Source organism: Nocardiopsis sp. iso_186, assembly GCF_056173365.1.
In genome coordinates this window covers 3,033,056-3,052,689 of record NZ_CM149670.1, presented here as the reverse complement: position 1 = coordinate 3,052,689, position 19,634 = coordinate 3,033,056, and the positions used below count along the sequence as shown (strand labels likewise).

Sequence of the window (19,634 nt, the reverse complement as noted above, 5' to 3'; positions counted from 1 at the left end):
GACGATTCCGTGCTCGCAGGTGCGAGCCCCATGGCCCACCGCCCCGATTCCACGAAGGCGGCCGCCTCTTGTCCACCACCCGATTCCAGCAGTACCAGGAGCAGTCCCCGGTGCTCAGCGCCCGCGACCTCGCCAAGATCTACGGCGAGCACGTCGTCTTCGACGGGCTCTGTGTTGACGTCGCCCCGGGGCAGCGTCTGGGCCTCGTCGGGGAGAACGGCGTGGGCAAGTCCACCCTGCTGCGCCTGCTCGCCGGCGTCGAGGACGCCGATGCCGGTACCGTCGTGCGCCCGGCCGACACGGCCTTCCTGCACCAGGAACCGCCCTACCCGGGTTCCACCACGCTGGGCGCGGTCGTGGAGGACGCGCTGGCCGAGGTCCGCGCGATCGAGCGGGAACTCGCCGAACGCTCCGCGGCCCTGGACGCCCGCCCCGAAGAAGAGGCGGCGCTGAGCGCCTATGGAGCGGCCTTGGACCAGGCCGAGACGCGTGAGGTCTGGGACGCCGACCGGCGGGCCGCGCACGTCCTCGCCGGTCTGGGGCTCGCCGACCGCGACCCCGAGCGCACCCTGGACACGCTCTCGGGCGGTGAGCGCGCACGCCTGTCCCTCGCCGCGCTGCTCGTCCGCCGTCCCAAAGCCCTCGTCCTGGACGAACCCACCAACCACCTCGACGACGCGGCCGTGGCCTTTTTGCAGGACCACCTGCGCGCCACGACCGGCGTGCTCGTCCTGGCCAGCCACGACCGGGTGTTCCTGGACGAGGTGTGCACCCAGATCCTCGACCTCGACCCCTCCCGCGAGGGACGCACCTTCTACGGGGGCGCCTACAGCTACTACCTGCGCGAGAAACGGGTGGAGCGACTGCGCTGGGAGCAGCAGTACCGGGACGAGCAGGACGAGTTGGTGCACCTGCGCCAGTCCGTGCACGACACCGCCCGCAAGGTCGGCCAGTTCCGCCCGATGAAGGACGGCAACCGGATGGACTACGGGGGGATGGGCAACGCCGTGCAGAAACAGATCGCCCGCCGTGTCCGCAACGCCCGCCAACGCCTGGACACGCTGGAGCGCGACCAGGTGGCGCACCCGCCCCGGCCGCTCTCCTTCGCAGCGGGACTCACCGGAATCCCACCGGAAGGAGCGGCGGTGCGGGTGCGCGACGTCGAGGTCCCGGGCCGACTGGTGGTGCCCGAGCTGGACCTGCCCGGCTCGGGGCGGCTCCTGGTGACCGGTCCCAACGGTTCGGGCAAGTCCACCCTCCTGCACGTCCTGGCGCGTACCCTGCGTCCCGTCCACGGAACCGTCCGCTGGCGACGCGGGGTCGAGGTGGCGCTGTTGGAACAGGACGTCGGGTTCAAGCGCCCCGAAGCCACCCCATCGGGACTGTTCGCGGCCATGACACGCACCATGGACGACCCGCCGGACCTCGCCGGCCTCGGCCTCGTGGCGCGCGCCGACCTCGATCGACCGGTCGGCGCGCTCAGCGTCGGCCAGCGCCGTCGGGTCGCGCTGGCCCTGCTGGTGGCCCGCGCCCCGCAGGTGCTGCTCCTGGACGAGCCCACCAATCACATCGCGCTGACCTTGGCCGAGGAACTGGAGGAGGCCCTGCGCAGCGCGCCGGGATCGGTGGTGGTGGCCACGCACGACCGGTGGCTGCGCAGGGGCTGGGACGGACCGTGGTTGCGCCTGGAGCAGGGGCGGGTCGTCGAGCCCGCCGCCTGACGGCTCACACGGCCTCGGCCGATCGGCCGAGGCCCCGACACCACCGCGCGGCCTATTCTGGGGCGATGCCGAACAGGACGTACGACCAGACGGGGCAGAAGGCAGGGAAAATGTCCCTCCGGAGGTCGGTGCTGCTGACCGCCGTTGCCGCCGCACTGCTCGGGGCGGCCTGGTACAGCGATCTCGGCAACACGCTGCCCGACCTGCGTTTCACCTCGGAGTGGATGGGCCCGCCGCCGTCATGGCGCGACTACTTGCCCCCGGTCTTCGGTGCGGTCACCGTGGTGGCCGCGCTCGCCGTTCTGCCTCCCGCGGTCCCGGCCCGCCCCACCTGGATCGTCGCCGCGGTGATCACCGTCGGGTCCATCGTGGTCTCCACAGTCCTGGGGGCGGGGCCCCCGGGCCAGTTCTTCGGTTATCCCGTCGCCATGACCGAGATGCTGGCGTTGGCGCTGCTGGCGAACCTGGTCGTGCTGCGCGGGTCGCCCGGGGCGCTGGTGTGCACCGCGGGCGGACTGCTGCTCGCCTACCTGTCCATCGAGCTGCGCCGGGCGACGGTGGGGGACGACCCGCAGAACTGGGTCGTTCCCCTCGCTTTCGGCGTGGCCGCGCTGGCGCCCGGGTTCTACCTACGGTGGCGCGCGTCCCAGCACGCCTGGCGCATCGACCAGGCCCGCCGGGAGGAGCGGCTCCTCCTCGCCCGCGACCTGCACGACGCGGCCGCCCACCACATCACCGGCATCGTGGTCCAGGTCCAGGCCCTGCGCCACGTGGCGGCGGCCCGCCCCGATTTGGCGGTGGCGGCGCTGCCCGCCATCGAGGAGGCCAGCGGGGACGCCCTGACCGCGATGCGCCGGATCGTGGCCACACTGCGCGAGGACGACGGCTCCGGCCATGAGGCGTCCCCGCCCGGTGCGGCCCTGCACGCCCTTTCGGCTCAGGGGAGCGAGTTCGAGGCGAGGGTTGACGTCCGGGTCGAGGGCGACCCCGATCGGCTCCCCGTCGAGATCGCCGACGCCGTACTGCGCATTGCCCAGGAATCGGTCACCAACGCGCGCCGACATGCCCGCGATGCCACCCGTATCGAGGTCCTGGTCCGGGTCGCCTGCGACGGGGTGGAACTCAGTGTGCGCGACAACGGCAGAGGCGGTGCTTCGGCCGCCGGCCGGCGTAGGGGGTACGGTCTGACCGGGATGGCCGAGCGGGCCAAGATCCTCGACGGCGACTTCACCGCGGGCCCGGTGCCGGACGGCCCAGGGTGGCGGGTTGACGCCCGGTTCCCGGTGTAGAGGACTCGTGAGACAGGGGAACACGACGTGGTGATCCGCGTGCTGCTGGCCGACGACCAGGAAATGGTCCGGACCGGATTTCGCTACATGCTCGACGCCGAAGAGGACATCGAGGTGGTCGGTGAGGCCGGCGACGGGATAGGCGCCCTGGAGATGGCCGGGCGGCTGCGCCCCGACGTCGCCCTGCTCGACATCCGCATGCCGGGCCTGGACGGCCTGGAGGTGACCCGCAGGATCGCGGGCCCGGGGGTGGCCGACCCGCTCAAGGTCGTGGTGGTGACCACCTTCGACCTCGACGAGTACGTGCACGCCGCGCTCACCGGCGGCGCGGTGGGCTTCCTGCTCAAAGACGCCGGGCCGACGCTGCTGATCGAGGCGGTGCGAGCCGCCTCCCGCGGTGACGCGCTGGTCTCGCCGACGGTCACGGTCCGCCTGCTGCGGCATTTCACCGCCACGGGCGGACGCGCCGCGCGCGGGGGGATGCCCGAGCACGACCTCACCCGGCGCGAGACCGAGATCGTGCGCGCGGTCGCACAGGGGCTGACCAACGTCGAGGTGGCCGACGACCTGTTCGTCTCGCTCAGCACGGTCAAGACGCACCTGTCCAGCGTCCAGACCAAGCTCGGCGCCCGCAACCGCGTCGAGGTGGCGGCCTGGGCCTACCGGTGCGGGCTGATGGACGACGAGACCTGACCGGCACTGCCGCCGGGGCGGTAATTCGGGTGCGTGCGGGGGAACCGGGCGTTACCGTGGCGGCGTGCGTGAGCGGCCAGCGGACATCGACGAGACCGGAATACGGCACTCCCTGCGGGAATGGGGGATCGACGCCGTTCGGTCGGACTACGCTCCGGTCGGTTTCGGCGACCACCACTGGCACGTGCTCGACGCCGGTTGCCGGCGGTGGTTCGTCACCGTCGCCGACCTCGACCACAAGGAGCACTGCGGTGCGGACCGGGCCGCCGCACTGGACGGTCTGCGGCGCGCCATGGACACCGCCGCGGTCCTTGCCGAGGACGGGGGACCGGACACGGTCGTGGCGCCGTTGCGGACCGTGCGCGGCCGGACGGTGCACCGGCTCGGGGACCGTTACGCGATCAGTGTCTTCCCGTTCGTGGAGGGGGAAACCGGTCACTTCGGCCAGGACCTGGCCGCAGAGGAGCGCGGCCGGGTCATCGATCTCCTCGCCGAACTGCACCGGCAGACCCCGCCGGCAGCAGTTGCCGACCGTTCACTTCAACTGCCCGGGCGCCACCGGTTGGCCGCGGCCCTGGCGGGGACCGGCCGGCCCTGGGCGGGCGGCCCCTACGCCGAGCCCGCCCGCCGGCTGATCGCGGCCAACGCGCCGGGACTGCGTCGTCGGTTGGCCGCGTTCGACCGCCTGGCCGAGCAGGTGGGGCTCGGCGCAGGCACTCCCGTGGTGACCCACGGAGAACCGCACCCGGGCAACCTGCTCTGGGCGGGGAAGCGTGTCCTGCTGGTTGACTGGGACACGGTGGGGCTGGCCCTGCCCGAGCGCGACCTGTGGCTGGTCGCCGCGACGTCCGCCGATCTCGACCGCTACGCCGGGCGCAGTGGCAGGGTGCCCGATCCGGCGGCTCTGGCGTTCTACCGGCTCAGGTGGGACTTCTCCGACGCGGCCGAGTTCCTCGCCTGCTTTCGCGCACCGCACGACCGCACCTCCGACACGGAGCGGGCCTGGTCGGGGTTCGGCGACACCGTGCGGAGGTTGGCCGCCGACGACTCGGCCTAGGACACGGAGCGGGCCCGTGGGGCAGCCGACCGGCCCGTGAGTGGGGGTGCCCGTCGCCGGAGGGTCCGAGCGGTGTCGGCGCCACCGGTCGGTCCGGCGTTGCGATCGATCGGTTCATAGCATCGACGGGGTGCGAGGTCACTGCCCTTCGGAGAGGCATTAGGCTTACCTAACAAAGAGGTGTGCCTTACTACAGCTGGTGGTGACCATGTCCGACCGTCCACAGCGCAATCCCCGACCGGTCAACCGGGGCCGGGTGCGCGCAGTCGAACGGCTGAGCCCGCACATGATCCGGGTGGTGCTCGGCGGGGCGGGTCTCGCCGGGTTCGAGGCGGGGGCGTACACCGACCACTACGTCAAGCTGGTCTTCCCGCAGCCCGGAGTCGACTACCCCGAGCCCTTCGACATGCAGGCGGTGCGCCGGGACCTCCCGCGCGAGCAGTGGCCCAGCACGCGTACCTACACCGTGCGGGCCTGGGACCCCGAGTCCCTGGAGCTGACCATCGACTTCGTCTACCACGGTGACACCGGGCTGGCCGGCCCCTGGGCGGCCAACGCCCGGGCCGGCGACGAGATCGTACTCCTGGGGCCGGGGGGCCTCTACGCCCCCGATCCGGCCGCCGACCTGCACCTGATGGTCGGTGACGAGAGCGCACTGCCGGCGATCGCGGCTTCGGTCGAGCGCCTGCCCGAGGACGCCCGCGGTCACGTGTTCGTCGAGGTGGCCGGCCCCGAGGAGGAGCAGAAGCTCGCGGTGCCGGCCGGAGTGCGCCTGCGGTGGCTGCACCGCGGCACGTCCCCCGTGGGCGCGGCCCTGGTGGCCGCCGTCCGCGATCTCGACGTTCCCACCGGTCGGGTCCACGCGTTCGTCCACGGCGAGGCCGGGTTCGTCAAGGAGTTGCGCCGCCTGTTGCGCGTCGAGTGGGGCCTGGCCCGCGACGACCTGTCCATCTCCGGCTACTGGCGACTGGGGAACAACGAGGACGGCTGGCAGGCGGGCAAGGCCGAATGGAACCGTCAGGTGGAGGCGGAAGAGGCCGCGGCCTCTGCTTCCTAGACCGGTCGAACGGGGCCGCCTCCGCACGCGGAGGCGGCCCCGTTGCGTTGCAGGGCCGGTGCGCGCGGGGCAGAGGGGATGCTATACAGGCATATTGAAAACGATAACCATTGCGAAAAGGTCGGTGGCGCGTGGGCGCGACAGGAGACGACGCGGCGACGCTGCCGGTGACGGTGCTCTCGGGCTTCCTGGGGGCAGGGAAGACCACTCTGCTCAACCATGTCCTGCACAACCGCGCGGGAGTGCGCGTGGCGGTCATCGTCAACGACATGAGCGAGATCAACATCGACGCCGGGCTGGTGCGCGAGGGCGGTGCCCTGTCCCGTACCGAGGAGCGGCTGGTTGAACTGACCAACGGCTGCATCTGCTGCACCCTGCGCGACGACCTGCTGGCCGAGGTGGGCCGACTCGCCGACGAAGGACGCTTCGACCACCTCCTCATCGAATCCAGCGGTATCTCCGAACCGATGCCGGTGGCCGCAACCTTCGCCTTCGCCGACGACAGCGGCGCCCGGCTGCTGGACCGTGCCCGCCTGGACACCATGGTCTCGGTGGTGGACGCCGCCAACTTCCTGCGCGAACTGGGGGCCGGCGACGATCTGGCCGCCCGCGGACTGGATGCCTACGAGGACGACGAGCGCACCGTCAGCGACCTGCTGATCGACCAGGTGGAATTCGCCGACGTCCTGGTGCTCAACAAGGCCGACCTGGTCGCCCCGGCGGAGCTGGACCGGGTCGCAGCCGTGCTCGGCAGGCTCAACCCCCTGGCCCGGGTGGTCCGCGCCAGTCACGGCCGCATCGATCCGGCCCTGATCATCGGTGCCGATCTCTTCGACCCGGAGCGGGCCGCACGCGCTCCCGGCTGGGCGGCCGAGCTCAACGGCGACCACGTGCCCGAGACCCAGGAATACGGGATCTCCAGCCTGGTCTTTCGCGCCGGGCTCCCCTTCCATCCGCAACGGTTGTGGCAGGTGGTCGAGCGCATCGTCCAGACGGCGGAGTTCGGCGCGGTGCTGCGCTCCAAGGGCTTCTTCTGGCTGGCCACCCGCGGTGCAGTGAGCGGGATGTGGTCCCAGGCCGGCCCGGTTCTGCGTTTCGAACCCTCGGGGCTCTGGGATTTCGACGAGGCACCGCCGGAGGGGACCCCCGCCGCGGAAGCCCCCCGGGCGGCCGCCCCTCGCCAGGAACTCGTCTTCATCGGCACCGGACTGCGCACCGACGCTTTGCAGGCGGCACCGGAGGAATGCCTGCTCACCGCGGACGAGCACGCGCGGGGCCCGGCTGTCCTGTCCGACCCGTTCCCGGCATGGGATCTCCCCACCGCGCCCGACGACCTCACCCACCCGCACTGACCAAGGGCTCTCCCGTGTCCCCGACCACCCGTGCGCCCAGACTCCTCCCAGCCTTGGTGCAGCGGTGGTGGCTGCTGGGCCGCCTGCGCGCCGTTCCCGGTCCCACCCGACTGCTCCTGCTCACCCAGCTGGCCTTCAACGTCGGCTTCTACCTGGTCCTGCCCTTCCTCGCTGTCCACCTCGCCCAGGACCTCATGCTGGCGGGCTGGGCGGTCGGCCTGGTTCTGGGGGTGCGCACGTTCAGCCAGCAGGGACTGTTCGCCCTCGGCGGCGCCCTCGCCGACCGGTTCGGCACCCGGCCCGCCGTGCTGGCCGGGTGCGCACTGCGAGTCACGGGATTTGCCATCCTGGCGCTGGCCGGAGACCTGTGGTCGGTCCTGGTCGGCGCGGTGCTGACCGGGCTGGCCGGCGCGTTGTTCTCGCCGGCGGTCGAGGCGGCGCTGGCCGAACAGGGGGCCGGTCTGGAGCGCCGAGGGACGATCACCCGATCCGAACTGTTCGCCCTGTTCGCGGTCTGCGGAGAGGTGGGGGCGGTCGCCGGGCCGTTGCTGGGGGCCCTGCTGCTGCGGGTGGACTTCGCCCTGGTCTGTCTGGTCGCCGCCGGCGCCTTCGTGCTGATCGGCCTTGCGCACGTGCGCTGGCTGCCGCGCTCGGCACCTCGCCACGCAACGGAACCGGTCCTGGCGGGATGGTCGGAGGTGCTGGGCAACCGGGTGTTCTGGCTGTTCGCGCTCTGCTACAGCGGTTACCTGCTCAGTCACAACCAGCTCTACCTGGCACTGCCGGCAGAGTTGCAGCGCGCGGGGCACCCGTGGGCGCTGGGCTGGCTGTTCGCGCTCGCCTCGCTGCTCGTCGTGCTCGGCCAGCTGCCGATGGCCGACTGGGCCCGGGCCCGCCTGGGGCCGCGGCGTGCGCTGCCGCTGGGCTTCGCGCTGCTCTCGGCGGCGTTCGCTGTCGTGGCGCTGGATGTCTGGGCCGCGCCGGGCTGGGGGGCGCTGACTCCTGCGGTGTCGATGGTGGTGCTGCTCACATTCGGACAGATGCTGGCCGTTCCCACCGCCCAGGACCTGGTCGCGGACCTGGCCGCCGAACGGCGTCTGGGGGCGCACTTCGGCTTCCTGTCGTCGGTCGGCGGACTGGCGGTCCTGGTCGGCGGGGCGGGGGTCGGGCACCTGCTGGACGGGTTCGGCGCGCTGCCGTGGGTCGTGCTGGCGGGGGTCCCCGCACTGGGCGGTGCGGCGTTGTGGCTGCTGATCGGTCGCGTCCGCGAGGGGCATCCGGCGCCCGACTCTGAACAATAACGACAATCATTGTCGTTTTCATTGTAAGGTGTGGCTGTTCGTCCGCAATGCCGTTTTCCGGTCGCCGGGCCTCCGCCCGCGCGGTGATCCTGCCCCGGCCCCGCCCAGAAGTAGAAGAGACCCTCATGCCTGCCCATCCCCTCGCCCGGCTGCTCCGTGCGTTGACCGCCATGGCCACCGGACTGTCCCTGCTCGCCGTATCAGGCTGCTTCAGCGGGTCGGGGGCGCCTGCCGCCGACGACCGACTGGCCGTGGCCATGCTGCTGCCGCCCCGTTCGGCGCTCAACCCCTTCACCGACGACGCCTTCAAACTGTCCCGGCTCGGTATCGCCGAGACGCTCGTCCAACTCGACGAGCCAGGAGACCCCCACCCCATGCTGGCCGCCCGATGGGAACGCGTGGACGCCACGACCTGGGAGTTCACCCTGCGCGACGACGTCGTCTTCCACGACGGCACCCCCATGACCACCGACACGGTGGTCACCGCCCTGACCGCCGCCACCCGGGCCGAGCCCAAGCCGCGCATCCTCGACGGCGTCGAATGGGAGATCCAGGCCGTCGGCCGGGACACCGTGGTCATCCGCAGCAACTCCGACGACCCCCTGCTGCCCCAGCGGCTCTCCAGCCCCCAACTCAGCATCCTGGCACCCGATGCCTACGACGGCCAGGCCGTGGACCCCACCGGCCGCGGAACCGGACCCTTCGAGCTGACCGCGCTCAGCGGCGGCGACAGCGCCACCCTGGACCGCAACGACGACTACTGGAACGGCACCGCCTCCGCCTCCGGCATCGACGTCTCCTTCGTTCCCGACGGCACCGCGCGCGCCGCTGCGCTGCGCACCGGCGAGGCCGACATCGTCGAGGCCATCCCGCCCGCGCAGACCTCGTTGCTCCAGGAGGGCACCTTCCGCGAGGTACCCATGCCGCGCACCAACACCCTCTACCTCAACACCCGGGAGAGCAGCCCTCTCGCCGACCCGGGACTGCGCGCCGCGGTCCGCGAGGCGATCGACCCCGCACCACTGGTCGCCGACATCTACGAGTCCCGCGCCGACCGGGCCGCCGGCCTGTTGGGCCCGGCGCTGCCCTGGTCCGCCGGGCGTCCGGAGCCCCGGTTCACCACCGACGCAGCCGACCCCGACGACGTCCCCCTCACCCTGGGCACCTTCAGCGACCGCGCCGAACTCCCCGAGGTCGCCGCCACGCTGGAGCAGCAACTGGAAGCCGCGGGATTCGACGTCCAACTGGAGATCCGGGAGTACTCCCAGATCGAGGCCGACGCCCTGGACGGTGCGTTCGACCTGTTCATCCTGTCGCGCGCGACCGTCCTGGACTCCGGCGACCCGGTTGCCTACCTGGTCAGCGACTTCTCCTGCGACGGCGGGTTCGCCATCTCCGGCCTGTGCGACGACGAGGTTGACACCCTGCTCGCGGACGCCGCACAGGAGGCCGACCTCGACCGGCGCCGCACCCTGGTCCTTGAGGCCGAGCGCGCGATCCTGCGGACCGGCGCCGCCGTGCCGATGCTGCACGAGCGTGTCATCCAGGGCAATGCGCCCGGCGTGACCGGAGCGCTCTTCGATCCCCGTGAGCGGCTCCTCGTCGGCCTCGACACCAGTGCCGCGGGCTGATCCCGTGCGCCTTGACCACCTCCGGCCGCCTCCATGGCTGATCGTCGCCGTCAGCCGGGTCGTCGCGGTCGGGCTGCTGCTCCTCGTCCTGGGAACCCTGCCCTGGTGGTCGGGCCGCGACCCCGCCCGGACCATCCTGCGCGCGGGGTCCGCCGACCGCGATCTCGACGCCGAGGCGGTCGAGGCCGTGCGCAGGCGCCTCGACCTGGAGGACGGCCCCCTCGCCCTGCTCGGTCGCTGGCTGGACGGCCTCCTGCGCGGCGACCCCGGAACCTCCTGGGTGTCGGGCCGCCCCGTCCTGGACGGACTCTGGGCCAACCTCGGGGTCTCCCTCACCCTGATGAGCGGCGCACTGGCCGTGGCCCTGTTCCTGGCGGCCCTGCTCGTCCTGCCGACCCTGCACGCCGGTTCGCGCGGCAGACGGCGCGAAGGCACCGGTTTCACCGCCGCCCTGCTCACCGCCACCCCGGAGTTCCTCATCGCCTCGGCGCTGCTCGTTGTGGTCTCGGTATGGCTGGGCTGGCTGCCGCCCTACGGCTGGAACGGCCCCGCGAACATGGTGCTGCCCGCCCTGGCCATGGGGATCCCGGCCGGCGGCCTCCTCGCCCGCCTGGTCAACGACGGATTGACCGGTGCGTTCGGCGAGCAGTGGAACCAGACCTGGCAGGCCCTGCGGTTCCGCAGCACCCGGGTGGTCGCCGGCGGACTCGCCCGCGCCCTGCCCGCGCTGTTCCCCCAGTTCGCCCTCGTCGTGGTGTCCCTGGTCGGCGGAGCCGTCACCGTGGAGACGCTGTTCGCGGTGCCCGGTATCGGCCGCACGGCCGTGGGCGCGGCCATCGTCCAGGACCTGCCGGTCCTCCAGGCATGCGTGCTGATACTGCTGCTGTTGGGTGTCGCAGCCGGGGCCCTGGCCGCGCTCGCTCAGCTCATCGTGATCGGGCCGGCGCTGCGCGGGGCCGCACTCTCCGGAGCACCGCCGCCCCCGCCCTCCGACAGCCGACTGCGCCGCGCACTGCCGGTGGCCATCGCCGCGGTGCTGGGCGTGGTGATCGTCGCCGGCCTGCTGCGCGACCCCGAGGCGGTGGACACCTCCATGCGGCTGGCACCTCCCTCCTGGGCATTGCCCTTCGGCGCCGACGCGTTGGGGCGCGACGTCCTGGCGCGGGTCGGTCACGGTGCGGCAGGCACCATCGCCACGGCCGGGGCCGTCACCGTCGCGGTCCTGGCCGTGGGACTGCTCCTGGGAATGTTCCCCCTGATCAGTCGAGGGCCGGTGGAGGTCGTCAACGCGATGCCGCCCATTGTCGCCGGCCTCGTCACCACCGCGGCCCTGGGGCCGAGCGCTCTGGGGGCGGCCGTGGCCGTGGCGGCGACCTCCTGGGCACCGCTGGCCGCCCACACCTCGGCTCTGGTGCGCGAACAGTTGGCCACCGGATACGTCGAGGCCTGCCGGACCCTCGGTGCCTCCACCTGGTGGATCTACCGAACCCAGGTACTGCCCAACGTGCTGCCCTTCGTCCTGCGGCACGCGCTGGTGCGGCTGTCGGGGATCGCCTTGGCCCTGGCCTCGCTCAGTTTCCTCGGCCTGGGCGCCCGGCCGCCCGCTCCCGAGTGGGGTCTGGTCCTGGCCGAGGGGATGGGCTACGTCGAGCGCGCACCGTGGGCCGCGCTGGCCCCAGCGGGCGGACTCGCCCTCCTGGGCGCCCTGGCGGTCACCCTGTCCACCCTGCCCCCGCGCGGTCCCGCTCGGCAGCGGCGTCGCTCCGGTACGGCCCGGCCGGGCGATCGTGTTGACCGGGTGCCGGACGGGCTGACGGTGGCCGGGGGGCGCGCCGGGCGCTGAAGGGCCGGCCGTCGTCTGCCCGTAGCAGATCTCCCCAGGGCAGATTCGCTTCCACCGGGAGTGCTCCAGCGGTGAGCCTGGTGGTGAGCCGGAACGGGTCCGGCCACCATCAGGAGGACACCATGGCACCGATCACCCAGCGCCTGGAGGGAGCGGTCGCCGCCGCACAGCCCTTCGACGACCAGTTGGCGGCCCGCCTGCTGCACGCCCGGATCGTCGTGTTGGGCGAGCAGGTTGACGACCCCGTCGCCAACCGCGTCTGCGCGCAACTACTGCTGCTGTCGGCGGAGGACTCCCGCAACGACATCCACCTCTACATCAACTCGCCGGGCGGTTCCATCAGCGCCGGGTTGGCCATCTACGACACCATGAACTTCATCCCCAACGACGTTTCGACACTGTCCATGGGACTGGCGGCGAGCATGGGCCAGTTCCTGCTGTGCGCGGGCACCGCGGGCAAGCGCTACAGCCTGCCCCACGCCCGGATCATGATGCACCAGCCCTCCGGCGGACTGGGCGGGACGGCCGCCGACATCGCCATCCAGGCCGAGAACCTTGCCCACACCCGAGCCGTCATGCAGGAGCGCATCGCCGCGCACACCGGCCAGAGCGTGGAGACGATCACCCGCGACAGCAACCGGGACCGCTGGTTCACCGCCGAGCAGGCACGGGACTACGGGATCGTGGACCACGTCGTGGACTCCGCCGCCGCGGTGGGTTCCGCCGATTCGCGGGGCTACGGCTTCGTCGGCCGGTCCGTGGACAACGGCGCGACCGCCGGGGAGGACGCGTGAGCTCCTACACGATCCCCACGGTGGTGGAGCGCACCTCCAACGGCGAACGCGCCTACGACGTGTTCAGCCGGCTGTTGTCGGAGCGCATCATCTTCGTGGGCACCGCCATCGACGACGGGGTGGCCAACGTGGTGATGGCGCAGTTGCTGCACCTGGAGGCCGAGAGCGCCGAACAGGACATCCACCTCTACATCAACTCGCCCGGCGGTTCGGCGACCGCGCTCACCGCCATCTACGACACCGTCCAGTATGTGCGCCCCGACGTGGCCACGGTCTGCATGGGACAGGCCGCCTCGGCCGCCGCCGTGCTGTTGGCTGCCGGCGCACCCGGCAAGCGCTCGGCGCTGAGGCACGCGCGGGTACTGCTGCACCAGCCTTCCGGCAGTGCCCAGGGGCAGGCGTCGGACCTGGAGATCCAGGCGGCGGAGGTCCTGCGGGTCCGCGCCGAGGTCGAGGCGATCCTTTCCGCGCACACCGGCCAGAGTGTGCAGACCCTGCGCGAGGACACCGACCGGGACAAGATCCTCACCGCGGAGCAGGCGAAGGAGTACGGGATCATCGACCAGGTGATCCCCAACGGCGCATTGCGTGCCGGCTGAGCGGCCCAGCACCGTCGTGACGGTGCAGTGCCCCCGTTCCCACCGCTGAAGACGGGGACGGGGGCGAGAGGAGGTCAGGCCGCCAGCAGCATCGCCTGCGGGCCGGTGCGGGGCGCGGGAAGCGCCGTCGGCGCGGCGGGCGCGAAGCGGTGGGACAGTTGCTCGCCGACGTCGCCGACCAGGTCGATGAGCCGCAGGTCGAGTGCGCGGTAGACGGCGGCCAGTACCTCCGAGGAGGGCTCCTTGCGTCCCCGCTCGATCTCGGAGAGGTAGGGCATGGAGACCTGGGCGGCGTCGGCGACCTCGCGCAGGGTGCGTCCCTGCTCCTGCCGGACACGGCGCAGCGCGTCACCGATCAGGTGGCGCAGCAACGGTTCCTCGTCGTGGGCGGGATCGGGCACGATGTGCAGGATGCGATCGCTCATGGGGACCTTCCGCTGCTGGCCGGTGGACGGTGCCGTCAGTCTAGACACCGGCGCCCCTCCTGCCGAGGGCGCTTCGCTGCGGGCGTATCGTGCGCCCCGATCCCGATAACGTCGAGGTCAGTCGTTGTCCGATCCACCCGTGGGGGAGTCCGCCCGTGGCCGCGCGCCCGTCCGTCCTGTTCGCCGTCAGTGACCTGCATGTCAGCCACCGCGACAACCGCCCCGTCCTGGACACGATCCGCCCGGAAGGCCCCGAGGACTGGCTGCTGGTCGCCGGGGACGTCGCCGAGACCATCGAAGACGTCGAATGGGCGCTCCGGCAGTTACGCGATCGCTTCGCCCAGGTGGTGTGGGTTCCCGGCAACCACGAACTGTGGTCGCCGCGCGACCGGGCCGACGTGCCGAGGGGCGAGGACCGTTACCTGGCGCTGGTCGAGATGTGCCGCTCCCTGGGTGTGCTCACCCCCGAGGACGACTACCCCGTGTGGCGGGGAGCGGGCGGCCCCGTCACCGTGGCACCGCTGTTCCTGCTCTACGACTACACCTGGCGTCCGGAGGGGACCAGTACACCGGAGGAGGCCCTGGCCTACGCCCACAAGACGGGAGTGGTGTGTTCCGACGAGTTCCTCCTCGACCCCTCCCCCTACCTCAGCCGGCAGGCGTGGTGCGCGGCCCGGGTGGCCTCCACGGCGGCCCGCCTCGCCGCCTGTGATCCCGATCTGTCCACCGTCCTGGTCAACCACTATCCCCTGGTCCGCGAGCCCACCCGGATCCTGCACTACCCGGAGTTCGCGCAGTGGTGCGGTACCGAGCACACCGCCGACTGGCACCGGCGCTTTCGCGCGGCAGCCGTGGTCTACGGGCACCTGCACATCCCGCGCGTCACCGTGCACGACGGGGTCCGCTTCCACGAGGTGTCCCTGGGCTATCCGCGGGAGTGGCGTGCCCGCCCGGCCCCGCCGGTGCTGCCGCACCGCATCCTGTGACCCGATCGGCGTCGCGGCTCGTTGGCCCGGTCGGCGCCCCGGGGCGGGGCCCGAGCGCTGTTCAGGGACCGAGTACGGTCAGCCAGCCGGCCAGGGCGACCAGTGTGATGAGCAGTACCGGGACGGTGAGCACGACGCCGGTGCGAAAGTAGCGGCCCCAGCCGATGTGCATTCCCTTGCGGTCGAGTACGTGCAGCCACAGCAGCGTGGCCAGACTGCCGATGGGGGTGATCTTGGGTCCCAGGTCGGAGCCGATGACGTTGGCGTAGACCATGGCGTCGTGGATGGGACCGGTGGCGCCCACCGTGCCGATCGCCAGCGCCGCCACCAGCACGGCGGGCAGGTTGTTCATGATCGAGGCCAGCAGGGCCACGACGACGCCCACCCCCAGGGCGGCGGCGAGCACGCCGTGGTCGCCGAAGAACGCGAAGAGCCGGGCGAGCTCGTCGGTGAGCCCCTGGTTGCGCAGGCCATAGACCACCAGGTACATCCCGATGCTGAACAGCACGATCTGCCAAGGAGCCTCGCGCACGACCCGGCCCACGTCAACGGGCCGGACGGCAGGGCGGTCCGCATCCAACCGGGCGAACAGGAAGGCCGGTCAACGCGCGGCCACAGCGGCCAGCGCGAACGCCCCGAGGCCGGCGACCACAGACAGGGGGACCCCCGCTTGCTCCGCGGCGAAATAGCCGGCCAGCAGCAGCGCCAGTACGACCCACCCCGCGCGAAACGTCAGCCGGTCGCCGATGGCGGTGTCCGGTGCGGGCAGTGCGTCCATCGCGTAGGTCGCGGGAATCGAACGGCGGAAATACAGCAGGAGCACCGCGAGGCTCGCGGCTGTCGCCACCAATCCGACGGGTGTCATCACCACCGCGTAGCGGGTGAATCCGATCCCGAAGAAGTCGGCGGTGATGATGTTGACCAGGTTGGACACCACCAGCGGAAGGCTCGCGGTGTCGGCGATGAACCCGGTGGCCATCACGAACGCCAGCGCCGCCCCGGGCGGGAACTTCAGGGCCAGGACGATCTGTACGACGATGGGGGTCAGGATCAGTGCCGCCCCGTCGTTGGCGAAGAGCGCCGAGGTCGCCGAGCCCAGCAGCACCACGAGAACGAACAGTGCTGTTCCGCGTCCCCGACCCCACCGCGCCACGTGCAGTGCCGCCCATTCGAAGAAACCGGACGCGTCCAACAGCAACGAGATGATGACGATCGCGACGAAGGCCAGGGTGGCGTTGCCGACGATGCCCACCACGTCGGGGATGTCGCTGAGGTGCACCACCGACGCCGCCACCGCCGTTGCGGCGCCGCCCAGCGCGCTCCAGCCGATGCCCAGCCCCTTGGGCTGCCAGATCACCAGCGCGAGCGTACCGATGAAGATGAGGACGGCCACCACTGCCATGGCTGATCAGACTCCGCGCTCGTGGGGCCCGTGCCGCCTTCGGGCGCGGTGGGCGTGACGTTCATGGTGACCTACCCGCGGTGGCGAGAACCATCACCACCGCCGGGCAGGCGAGTGGTCAGGAGTATGCCCGGAAGCGGGTTCGCTCAGCGCCGGGCGCCCGCATGGCCGGCCAGGACCTCGGCGAAGCGGGACGCGGCACCGGCGTCCCGGGTCAGGAACAGTTCGGGTTCGATCAGTTCCAGTTCCATCACCGCCGGTCCTGATGCGGTCCGGACCAGGTTGACCCGGGCGTAGCCGGTGGTTTCCGGTGCCAGTCCCAGGGCCTGTTCGGCCACGGCGCGCTCCTGGGAATCGGGCGTGTGGTCCAGGACCGATCCGCCGTGGTGCTCGTGGACCCGGTACTCGCCCGAGGCGGGCACCTTGCGCACCGCGTGGCTGAAGCGTCCGCCGAAGTACAGCAGAGAGATCTCCCCGTCGGCCAGGACCGAGGGGGCGAAGGGCTGGATCAGCGCATCGCCTTCGCGGGTCAGCGCGGCCAGGTGGTCTGCTGCCCGCGGATCGTCGGCGGGTGAACGCAACGCCCCGTGGCCGCCCACGCCCACCGCGGGTTTGATTACGACCTCGCCCGTGCCGGAGGCGCGCAGCGCCTCGGCCTGCCGGCCGGGCGAGGCGTCGCGGCGCACCAGCGCGGTGGGCAGCACCGCAGCCCCCTTGTCGGCCAGTTCCACCAGGTAGCCCTTGTGGCTGTTCCACTCGATGAGCGGCGCTGGGTTGAGCAGCCGGGACACCTCTGCCACGTGCCGGGTCCATTGCAGGAACTCCCCGTGGCGCCCGGCGTAGTCCCAGGGCGTGCGCACCACGACCAGAGGGATCTCGGCCCAGTCCAGCGGCTCGTCCCAGGCGCGCACCTGGGCGCTCAGCCCCACTGCGTCCAGTGCGGCCACGAGCAGGTCGGTCTCGGGGACCGGGCGGGGGAGTCGGCGGGCGCTGGCCAGGATCAGGTCGGGCATGGTGCTCCTCGGCGGTGGGGGTCTCCAACCGCCAACTATGGCCAAAGCCGTCGGCGCCGTCGCGGGCGGGGCCACCCGATCGTGTTTGGGGGCCGTGTCCGCCGGTAGAGGTGAACGCGGCCGCCCTGTCGCTGGTCCGGAGCGACCATTCCGATCACGGGGGCGGGGTAATATACCACTCACAAAGAGTGAAATATGGGCAAATCCTATGTGTTTTTTATCGCTAAAAAATGAAACGACTATCTTTCACGGTCAGGGGCTTACGAAAAAGTATTCTCAGCCGCGGTTTGTGCACGTTGGTGTCGGTGATCGCTACGGTTGCACCGCACAACCCCCTGCCCAAGGCGGTGCGGAGCGGACACCACACGGACTGGTTCGCTTCCGCGCGTCGTATTACCTCGGAGAGCCCATGGCACCGCGCCCCATCGATGACGTACCGCTGCCTGATGAGCGCACCATCGAGGAGGTGCGCGCCTCCTGTGCCGATCTCGGCGACAGCCCCACGATCCTCGCGGAGCGCTTCTACTGGCACCTGTTCGACCTGGTCCCGGAGATCCGGTCCATGTTCGGTGCCGACATGACCCGCCAGCACGAGCGCATGGCCGACGTGCTGCTCCAAGTGGTCACCCACTTGGACCAGCCCCACGAAGTGGCCGACTACCTGCGCCAGCTCGGGGCGCACCACCACCAGATGCTCGGGGTGAAGCCCGACCACTACCCCTTCGTGGGCCGCGCCATGGTCCGGGCGATCCGCGACCTGTCGCCGGTGTGGTCCTCCTCCTTCAGCTCGTCCTGGATCCTGGTCTACGAGTGGATCGCCGCCACCATGCTGGCCGGGGCCAGGGCCCGCGCCCAACAGATGGCCGAGGGCGGGGCCACGGAGAGCACCGCCCGTCACAAGCGTCCGGCCCGCTCGCTCTAGCCCCGCCCGTCCGCAGCGTCGGCGAGTTCACGAGCGGTCGCCATGTCGCTGAAGGGCCGCAGTTCCTCGCCGACGATCTGGTGGGATTCGCTGCCCTTGCCCGCGATCAGCACGGTGTCGCCCGGACGGGCCGCGGTCAGGGCCAGGGCGATCGCGGCCCGCCGGTCGGTCAACCGCCGAAACACCGCATCGGCGGCGACCAGACCCGGTGCGATCTGGTCCAGGATCGTCTCCGGGTCCTCGGTGCGGGGGTTGTCGGAGGTGAGGACGCACAGGTCGGAGTGGGTGCCGGCGATCCGCCCCATTTCGGCGCGCTTGGTGATGTCGCGGTCGCCGCCGCAGCCGAAGACCGTGATGACCCGGCCCGTGGCGAAGCCGCGGATAGCGGTCAGGACCTTCTCCAAGGAGTCGGGGGAGTGTGCGTAGTCCACGACCACGGTGGCGCCCCCCGCGGTCGCAAAACGTTCGAAGCGTCCCGGGACCGGGGGAATCCGTTCCAGTGCCGACACGAGTCCGGCCAGGTCGTGCCCCAGCGCGTGACAGGCGGCCACGGCGGCCAGCGCGTTGGACACCGAGAACCGGCCCGGCACCGGGACCGCCGCCGGGTACTTGCGGCCGCCGTGGTGCAGGGTGAAGCGGGTGCCACCGGCGTCCGCGAACAGGTCGGTGGCCCGGTAGTCGGCCGGGGCGTCCAGAGCGTAGGTGGCGGTGGCCCCCGGCATCAACGCCGACACCACCGCGCAGACCGGGTCGTCGGCGTTGACCACCGCTCGCCCGCACAGACCGCGGAACAGGCCCAGTTTGGCGTCGCGGTAGTCCTCCATCGTCCCGTGGTCGTCCAGGTGGTCCTGGGTCAGGTTGGTGAAGACCCCCACGTCGATGAACGCGCGGTCCACCCGGTGGTTCAGCAGGGCCATCGACGTGGCCTCCAGCACCACGCTCGTGGCGCCGCCTGCGCGCATGCGGGCCAACAGATACTGCAGCTCCGGGGCCTCAGGCGTGCTCAACACGGTCGGGGGCATCGGGATCAACGCGTCGCCGATCCGGCTGCCCAGCGTTCCGATGACGCCCACCCGTGCGCCCTCGGCGATTCGCAACACCGACTCCACCATCGACGACACCGAGGTCTTGCCGTTGGTGCCGGTCACCGCCACCATCTCCATCGCACGCCCCGGCTCGCCGTGGTGGTGCGCGGACGCGACCGCCGTCGCGACCCGTGCATCGGCGACCCGCACCACACAGGCGTTCCCGACCCATCCCGGTACGTCTGCCGTGCCGTCCACGAGCACGGCCGCCGCCCCGCGGGCCAGCGCCGCTGCACCGGCCGCCGCCCCGCCCGCCTCGGGGCCGGACAGGGCGACGAACAGGCAGCCGGCCGCGGCCCGTTCGGCGTCCAGGCACGCCCCGGCGGTGACCTCCGTCCACGGGTCGCCCTGGATTACCTCGTATTCGCACCCGGCCAGCAGTTTGCTCAGTTGCACGGTCGATCCCTTCAGGGGGGCGGTGCCGCGCACGCTGTCAGGAGCCGCCTCCGCGCACGCAACGGGAG

Annotated in this window: 16 protein-coding genes and 1 pseudogene; 13 read left to right on the top strand and 4 right to left on the bottom strand. The window is 71.6% G+C overall.

Annotated elements, in window-relative coordinates; translation table 11 throughout:
• Positions 1–68 precede the first annotated feature (68 nt).
• The 11 genes from AC0VYP_RS13510 (at position 69) to AC0VYP_RS13460 (ending at position 13,337) form a co-directional block, all read left to right on the top strand.
• Complete coding sequence (locus AC0VYP_RS13510; RefSeq protein WP_285760046.1) at positions 69–1,721, top strand: ABC-F family ATP-binding cassette domain-containing protein; 1,653 nt, start codon at positions 69–71, stop codon at positions 1,719–1,721.
• A 110-nt stretch (positions 1,722–1,831) separates the two neighbouring features.
• Complete coding sequence (locus tag AC0VYP_RS13505; RefSeq protein ID WP_475469948.1) at positions 1,832–3,010, top strand: sensor histidine kinase; 1,179 nt, start codon at positions 1,832–1,834, stop codon at positions 3,008–3,010.
• Positions 3,011–3,037: 27 nt separating this feature from the next.
• Entirely contained in the window at positions 3,038–3,703 is a 666-nt protein-coding gene (locus AC0VYP_RS13500) for a response regulator (protein ID WP_475469946.1), read from the top strand.
• A 64-nt stretch (positions 3,704–3,767) separates the two neighbouring features.
• Complete coding sequence (locus AC0VYP_RS13495) at positions 3,768–4,760, top strand: phosphotransferase (protein WP_475469944.1); 993 nt, start codon at positions 3,768–3,770, stop codon at positions 4,758–4,760.
• A 208-nt stretch (positions 4,761–4,968) separates the two neighbouring features.
• Complete coding sequence (locus AC0VYP_RS13490; protein WP_285760042.1) at positions 4,969–5,817, top strand: siderophore-interacting protein; 849 nt, start codon at positions 4,969–4,971, stop codon at positions 5,815–5,817.
• A gap of 131 nt (positions 5,818–5,948) precedes the next feature.
• Positions 5,949–7,169, top strand: a complete 1,221-nt coding sequence (locus AC0VYP_RS13485; protein ID WP_475469942.1) for a GTP-binding protein — start codon at positions 5,949–5,951, stop codon at positions 7,167–7,169.
• A gap of 14 nt (positions 7,170–7,183) precedes the next feature.
• On the top strand, positions 7,184–8,470 hold the full coding sequence (locus tag AC0VYP_RS13480) for an MDR family MFS transporter (RefSeq protein WP_475469940.1): 1,287 nt from the start codon (positions 7,184–7,186) through the stop codon (positions 8,468–8,470).
• Between the two features lie 125 nt (positions 8,471–8,595).
• On the top strand, positions 8,596–10,101 hold the full coding sequence (locus AC0VYP_RS13475; protein WP_475469938.1) for an ABC transporter substrate-binding protein: 1,506 nt from the start codon (positions 8,596–8,598) through the stop codon (positions 10,099–10,101).
• Between the two features lie 4 nt (positions 10,102–10,105).
• Positions 10,106–11,944: an ABC transporter permease subunit gene (locus AC0VYP_RS13470; protein WP_475469937.1), complete on the top strand. Its 1,839-nt coding sequence runs from the start codon at positions 10,106–10,108 to the stop codon at positions 11,942–11,944.
• A gap of 122 nt (positions 11,945–12,066) precedes the next feature.
• Positions 12,067–12,738, top strand: coding sequence for an ATP-dependent Clp protease proteolytic subunit (locus AC0VYP_RS13465; RefSeq protein ID WP_475469935.1), 672 nt, complete (start codon positions 12,067–12,069; stop codon positions 12,736–12,738).
• The gene (locus AC0VYP_RS13460; RefSeq protein WP_285760036.1) at positions 12,735–13,337 is read left to right on the top strand and encodes an ATP-dependent Clp protease proteolytic subunit; all 603 of its coding nucleotides are present in this window, start codon (positions 12,735–12,737) and stop codon (positions 13,335–13,337) included. Before AC0VYP_RS13465 ends, AC0VYP_RS13460 begins: the two co-directional genes overlap by 4 nt.
• Before the next feature lie 74 nt (positions 13,338–13,411).
• On the opposite strand, the gene AC0VYP_RS13455 is transcribed toward AC0VYP_RS13460, so the two are convergent.
• Entirely contained in the window at positions 13,412–13,762 is a 351-nt protein-coding gene (locus AC0VYP_RS13455; protein WP_285760035.1) for a helix-turn-helix domain-containing protein, read from the bottom strand.
• 155 nt (positions 13,763–13,917) lie between these two features.
• Between AC0VYP_RS13455 and AC0VYP_RS13450 the strand changes: the two genes are divergently transcribed.
• A complete protein-coding gene (locus AC0VYP_RS13450; protein WP_285760034.1) occupies positions 13,918–14,748 on the top strand; it encodes a metallophosphoesterase family protein in 831 nt (276 codons plus the stop codon).
• Between the two features lie 61 nt (positions 14,749–14,809).
• Here the strand turns inward: AC0VYP_RS13450 and AC0VYP_RS13445 are convergent.
• A pseudogene (locus AC0VYP_RS13445) lies at positions 14,810–16,150 on the bottom strand (arsenic transporter).
• A gap of 146 nt (positions 16,151–16,296) precedes the next feature.
• The gene (locus AC0VYP_RS13440; protein ID WP_475469933.1) at positions 16,297–17,163 is read right to left on the bottom strand and encodes an ATP-grasp domain-containing protein; all 867 of its coding nucleotides are present in this window, start codon (positions 17,161–17,163) and stop codon (positions 16,297–16,299) included.
• Between the two features lie 409 nt (positions 17,164–17,572).
• On the opposite strand from AC0VYP_RS13440, the gene AC0VYP_RS13435 reads away from it, so the two are divergent.
• Positions 17,573–18,085 carry a globin domain-containing protein gene (locus AC0VYP_RS13435; RefSeq protein WP_285760031.1) on the top strand — a complete coding sequence of 171 codons (513 nt, stop codon included), beginning with the start codon at positions 17,573–17,575 and terminating at the stop codon, positions 18,083–18,085.
• Here the strand turns inward: AC0VYP_RS13435 and AC0VYP_RS13430 are convergent.
• Entirely contained in the window at positions 18,082–19,566 is a 1,485-nt protein-coding gene (locus tag AC0VYP_RS13430; protein ID WP_285760030.1) for a UDP-N-acetylmuramoyl-L-alanyl-D-glutamate--2,6-diaminopimelate ligase, read from the bottom strand. The two genes, AC0VYP_RS13435 and AC0VYP_RS13430, sit on opposite strands and share 4 nt — an antisense overlap.
• Positions 19,567–19,634: the final 68 nt, after the last annotated feature.

What these genes read in the sequence shown, in the direction of transcription:
- AC0VYP_RS13505 (WP_475469948.1), top strand. Translation starts at nt 1,832, where the DNA reads ATGTCCCTCCGGAGGTCGGTGCTGCTGACCGCCGTTGCCGCCGCACTG.
- AC0VYP_RS13475 (WP_475469938.1), top strand. Translation starts at nt 8,596, where the DNA reads ATGCCTGCCCATCCCCTCGCCCGGCTGCTCCGTGCGTTGACCGCCATG.
- AC0VYP_RS13435 (WP_285760031.1), top strand. Translation starts at nt 17,573, where the DNA reads ATGGCACCGCGCCCCATCGATGACGTACCGCTGCCTGATGAGCGCACC.
- AC0VYP_RS13490 (WP_285760042.1), top strand. Translation starts at nt 4,969, where the DNA reads ATGTCCGACCGTCCACAGCGCAATCCCCGACCGGTCAACCGGGGCCGG.
- AC0VYP_RS13440 (WP_475469933.1), bottom strand. Translation starts at nt 17,163, where the DNA reads ATGCCCGACCTGATCCTGGCCAGCGCCCGCCGACTCCCCCGCCCGGTC.
- AC0VYP_RS13455 (WP_285760035.1), bottom strand. Translation starts at nt 13,762, where the DNA reads ATGAGCGATCGCATCCTGCACATCGTGCCCGATCCCGCCCACGACGAG.
- AC0VYP_RS13465 (WP_475469935.1), top strand. Translation starts at nt 12,067, where the DNA reads ATGGCACCGATCACCCAGCGCCTGGAGGGAGCGGTCGCCGCCGCACAG.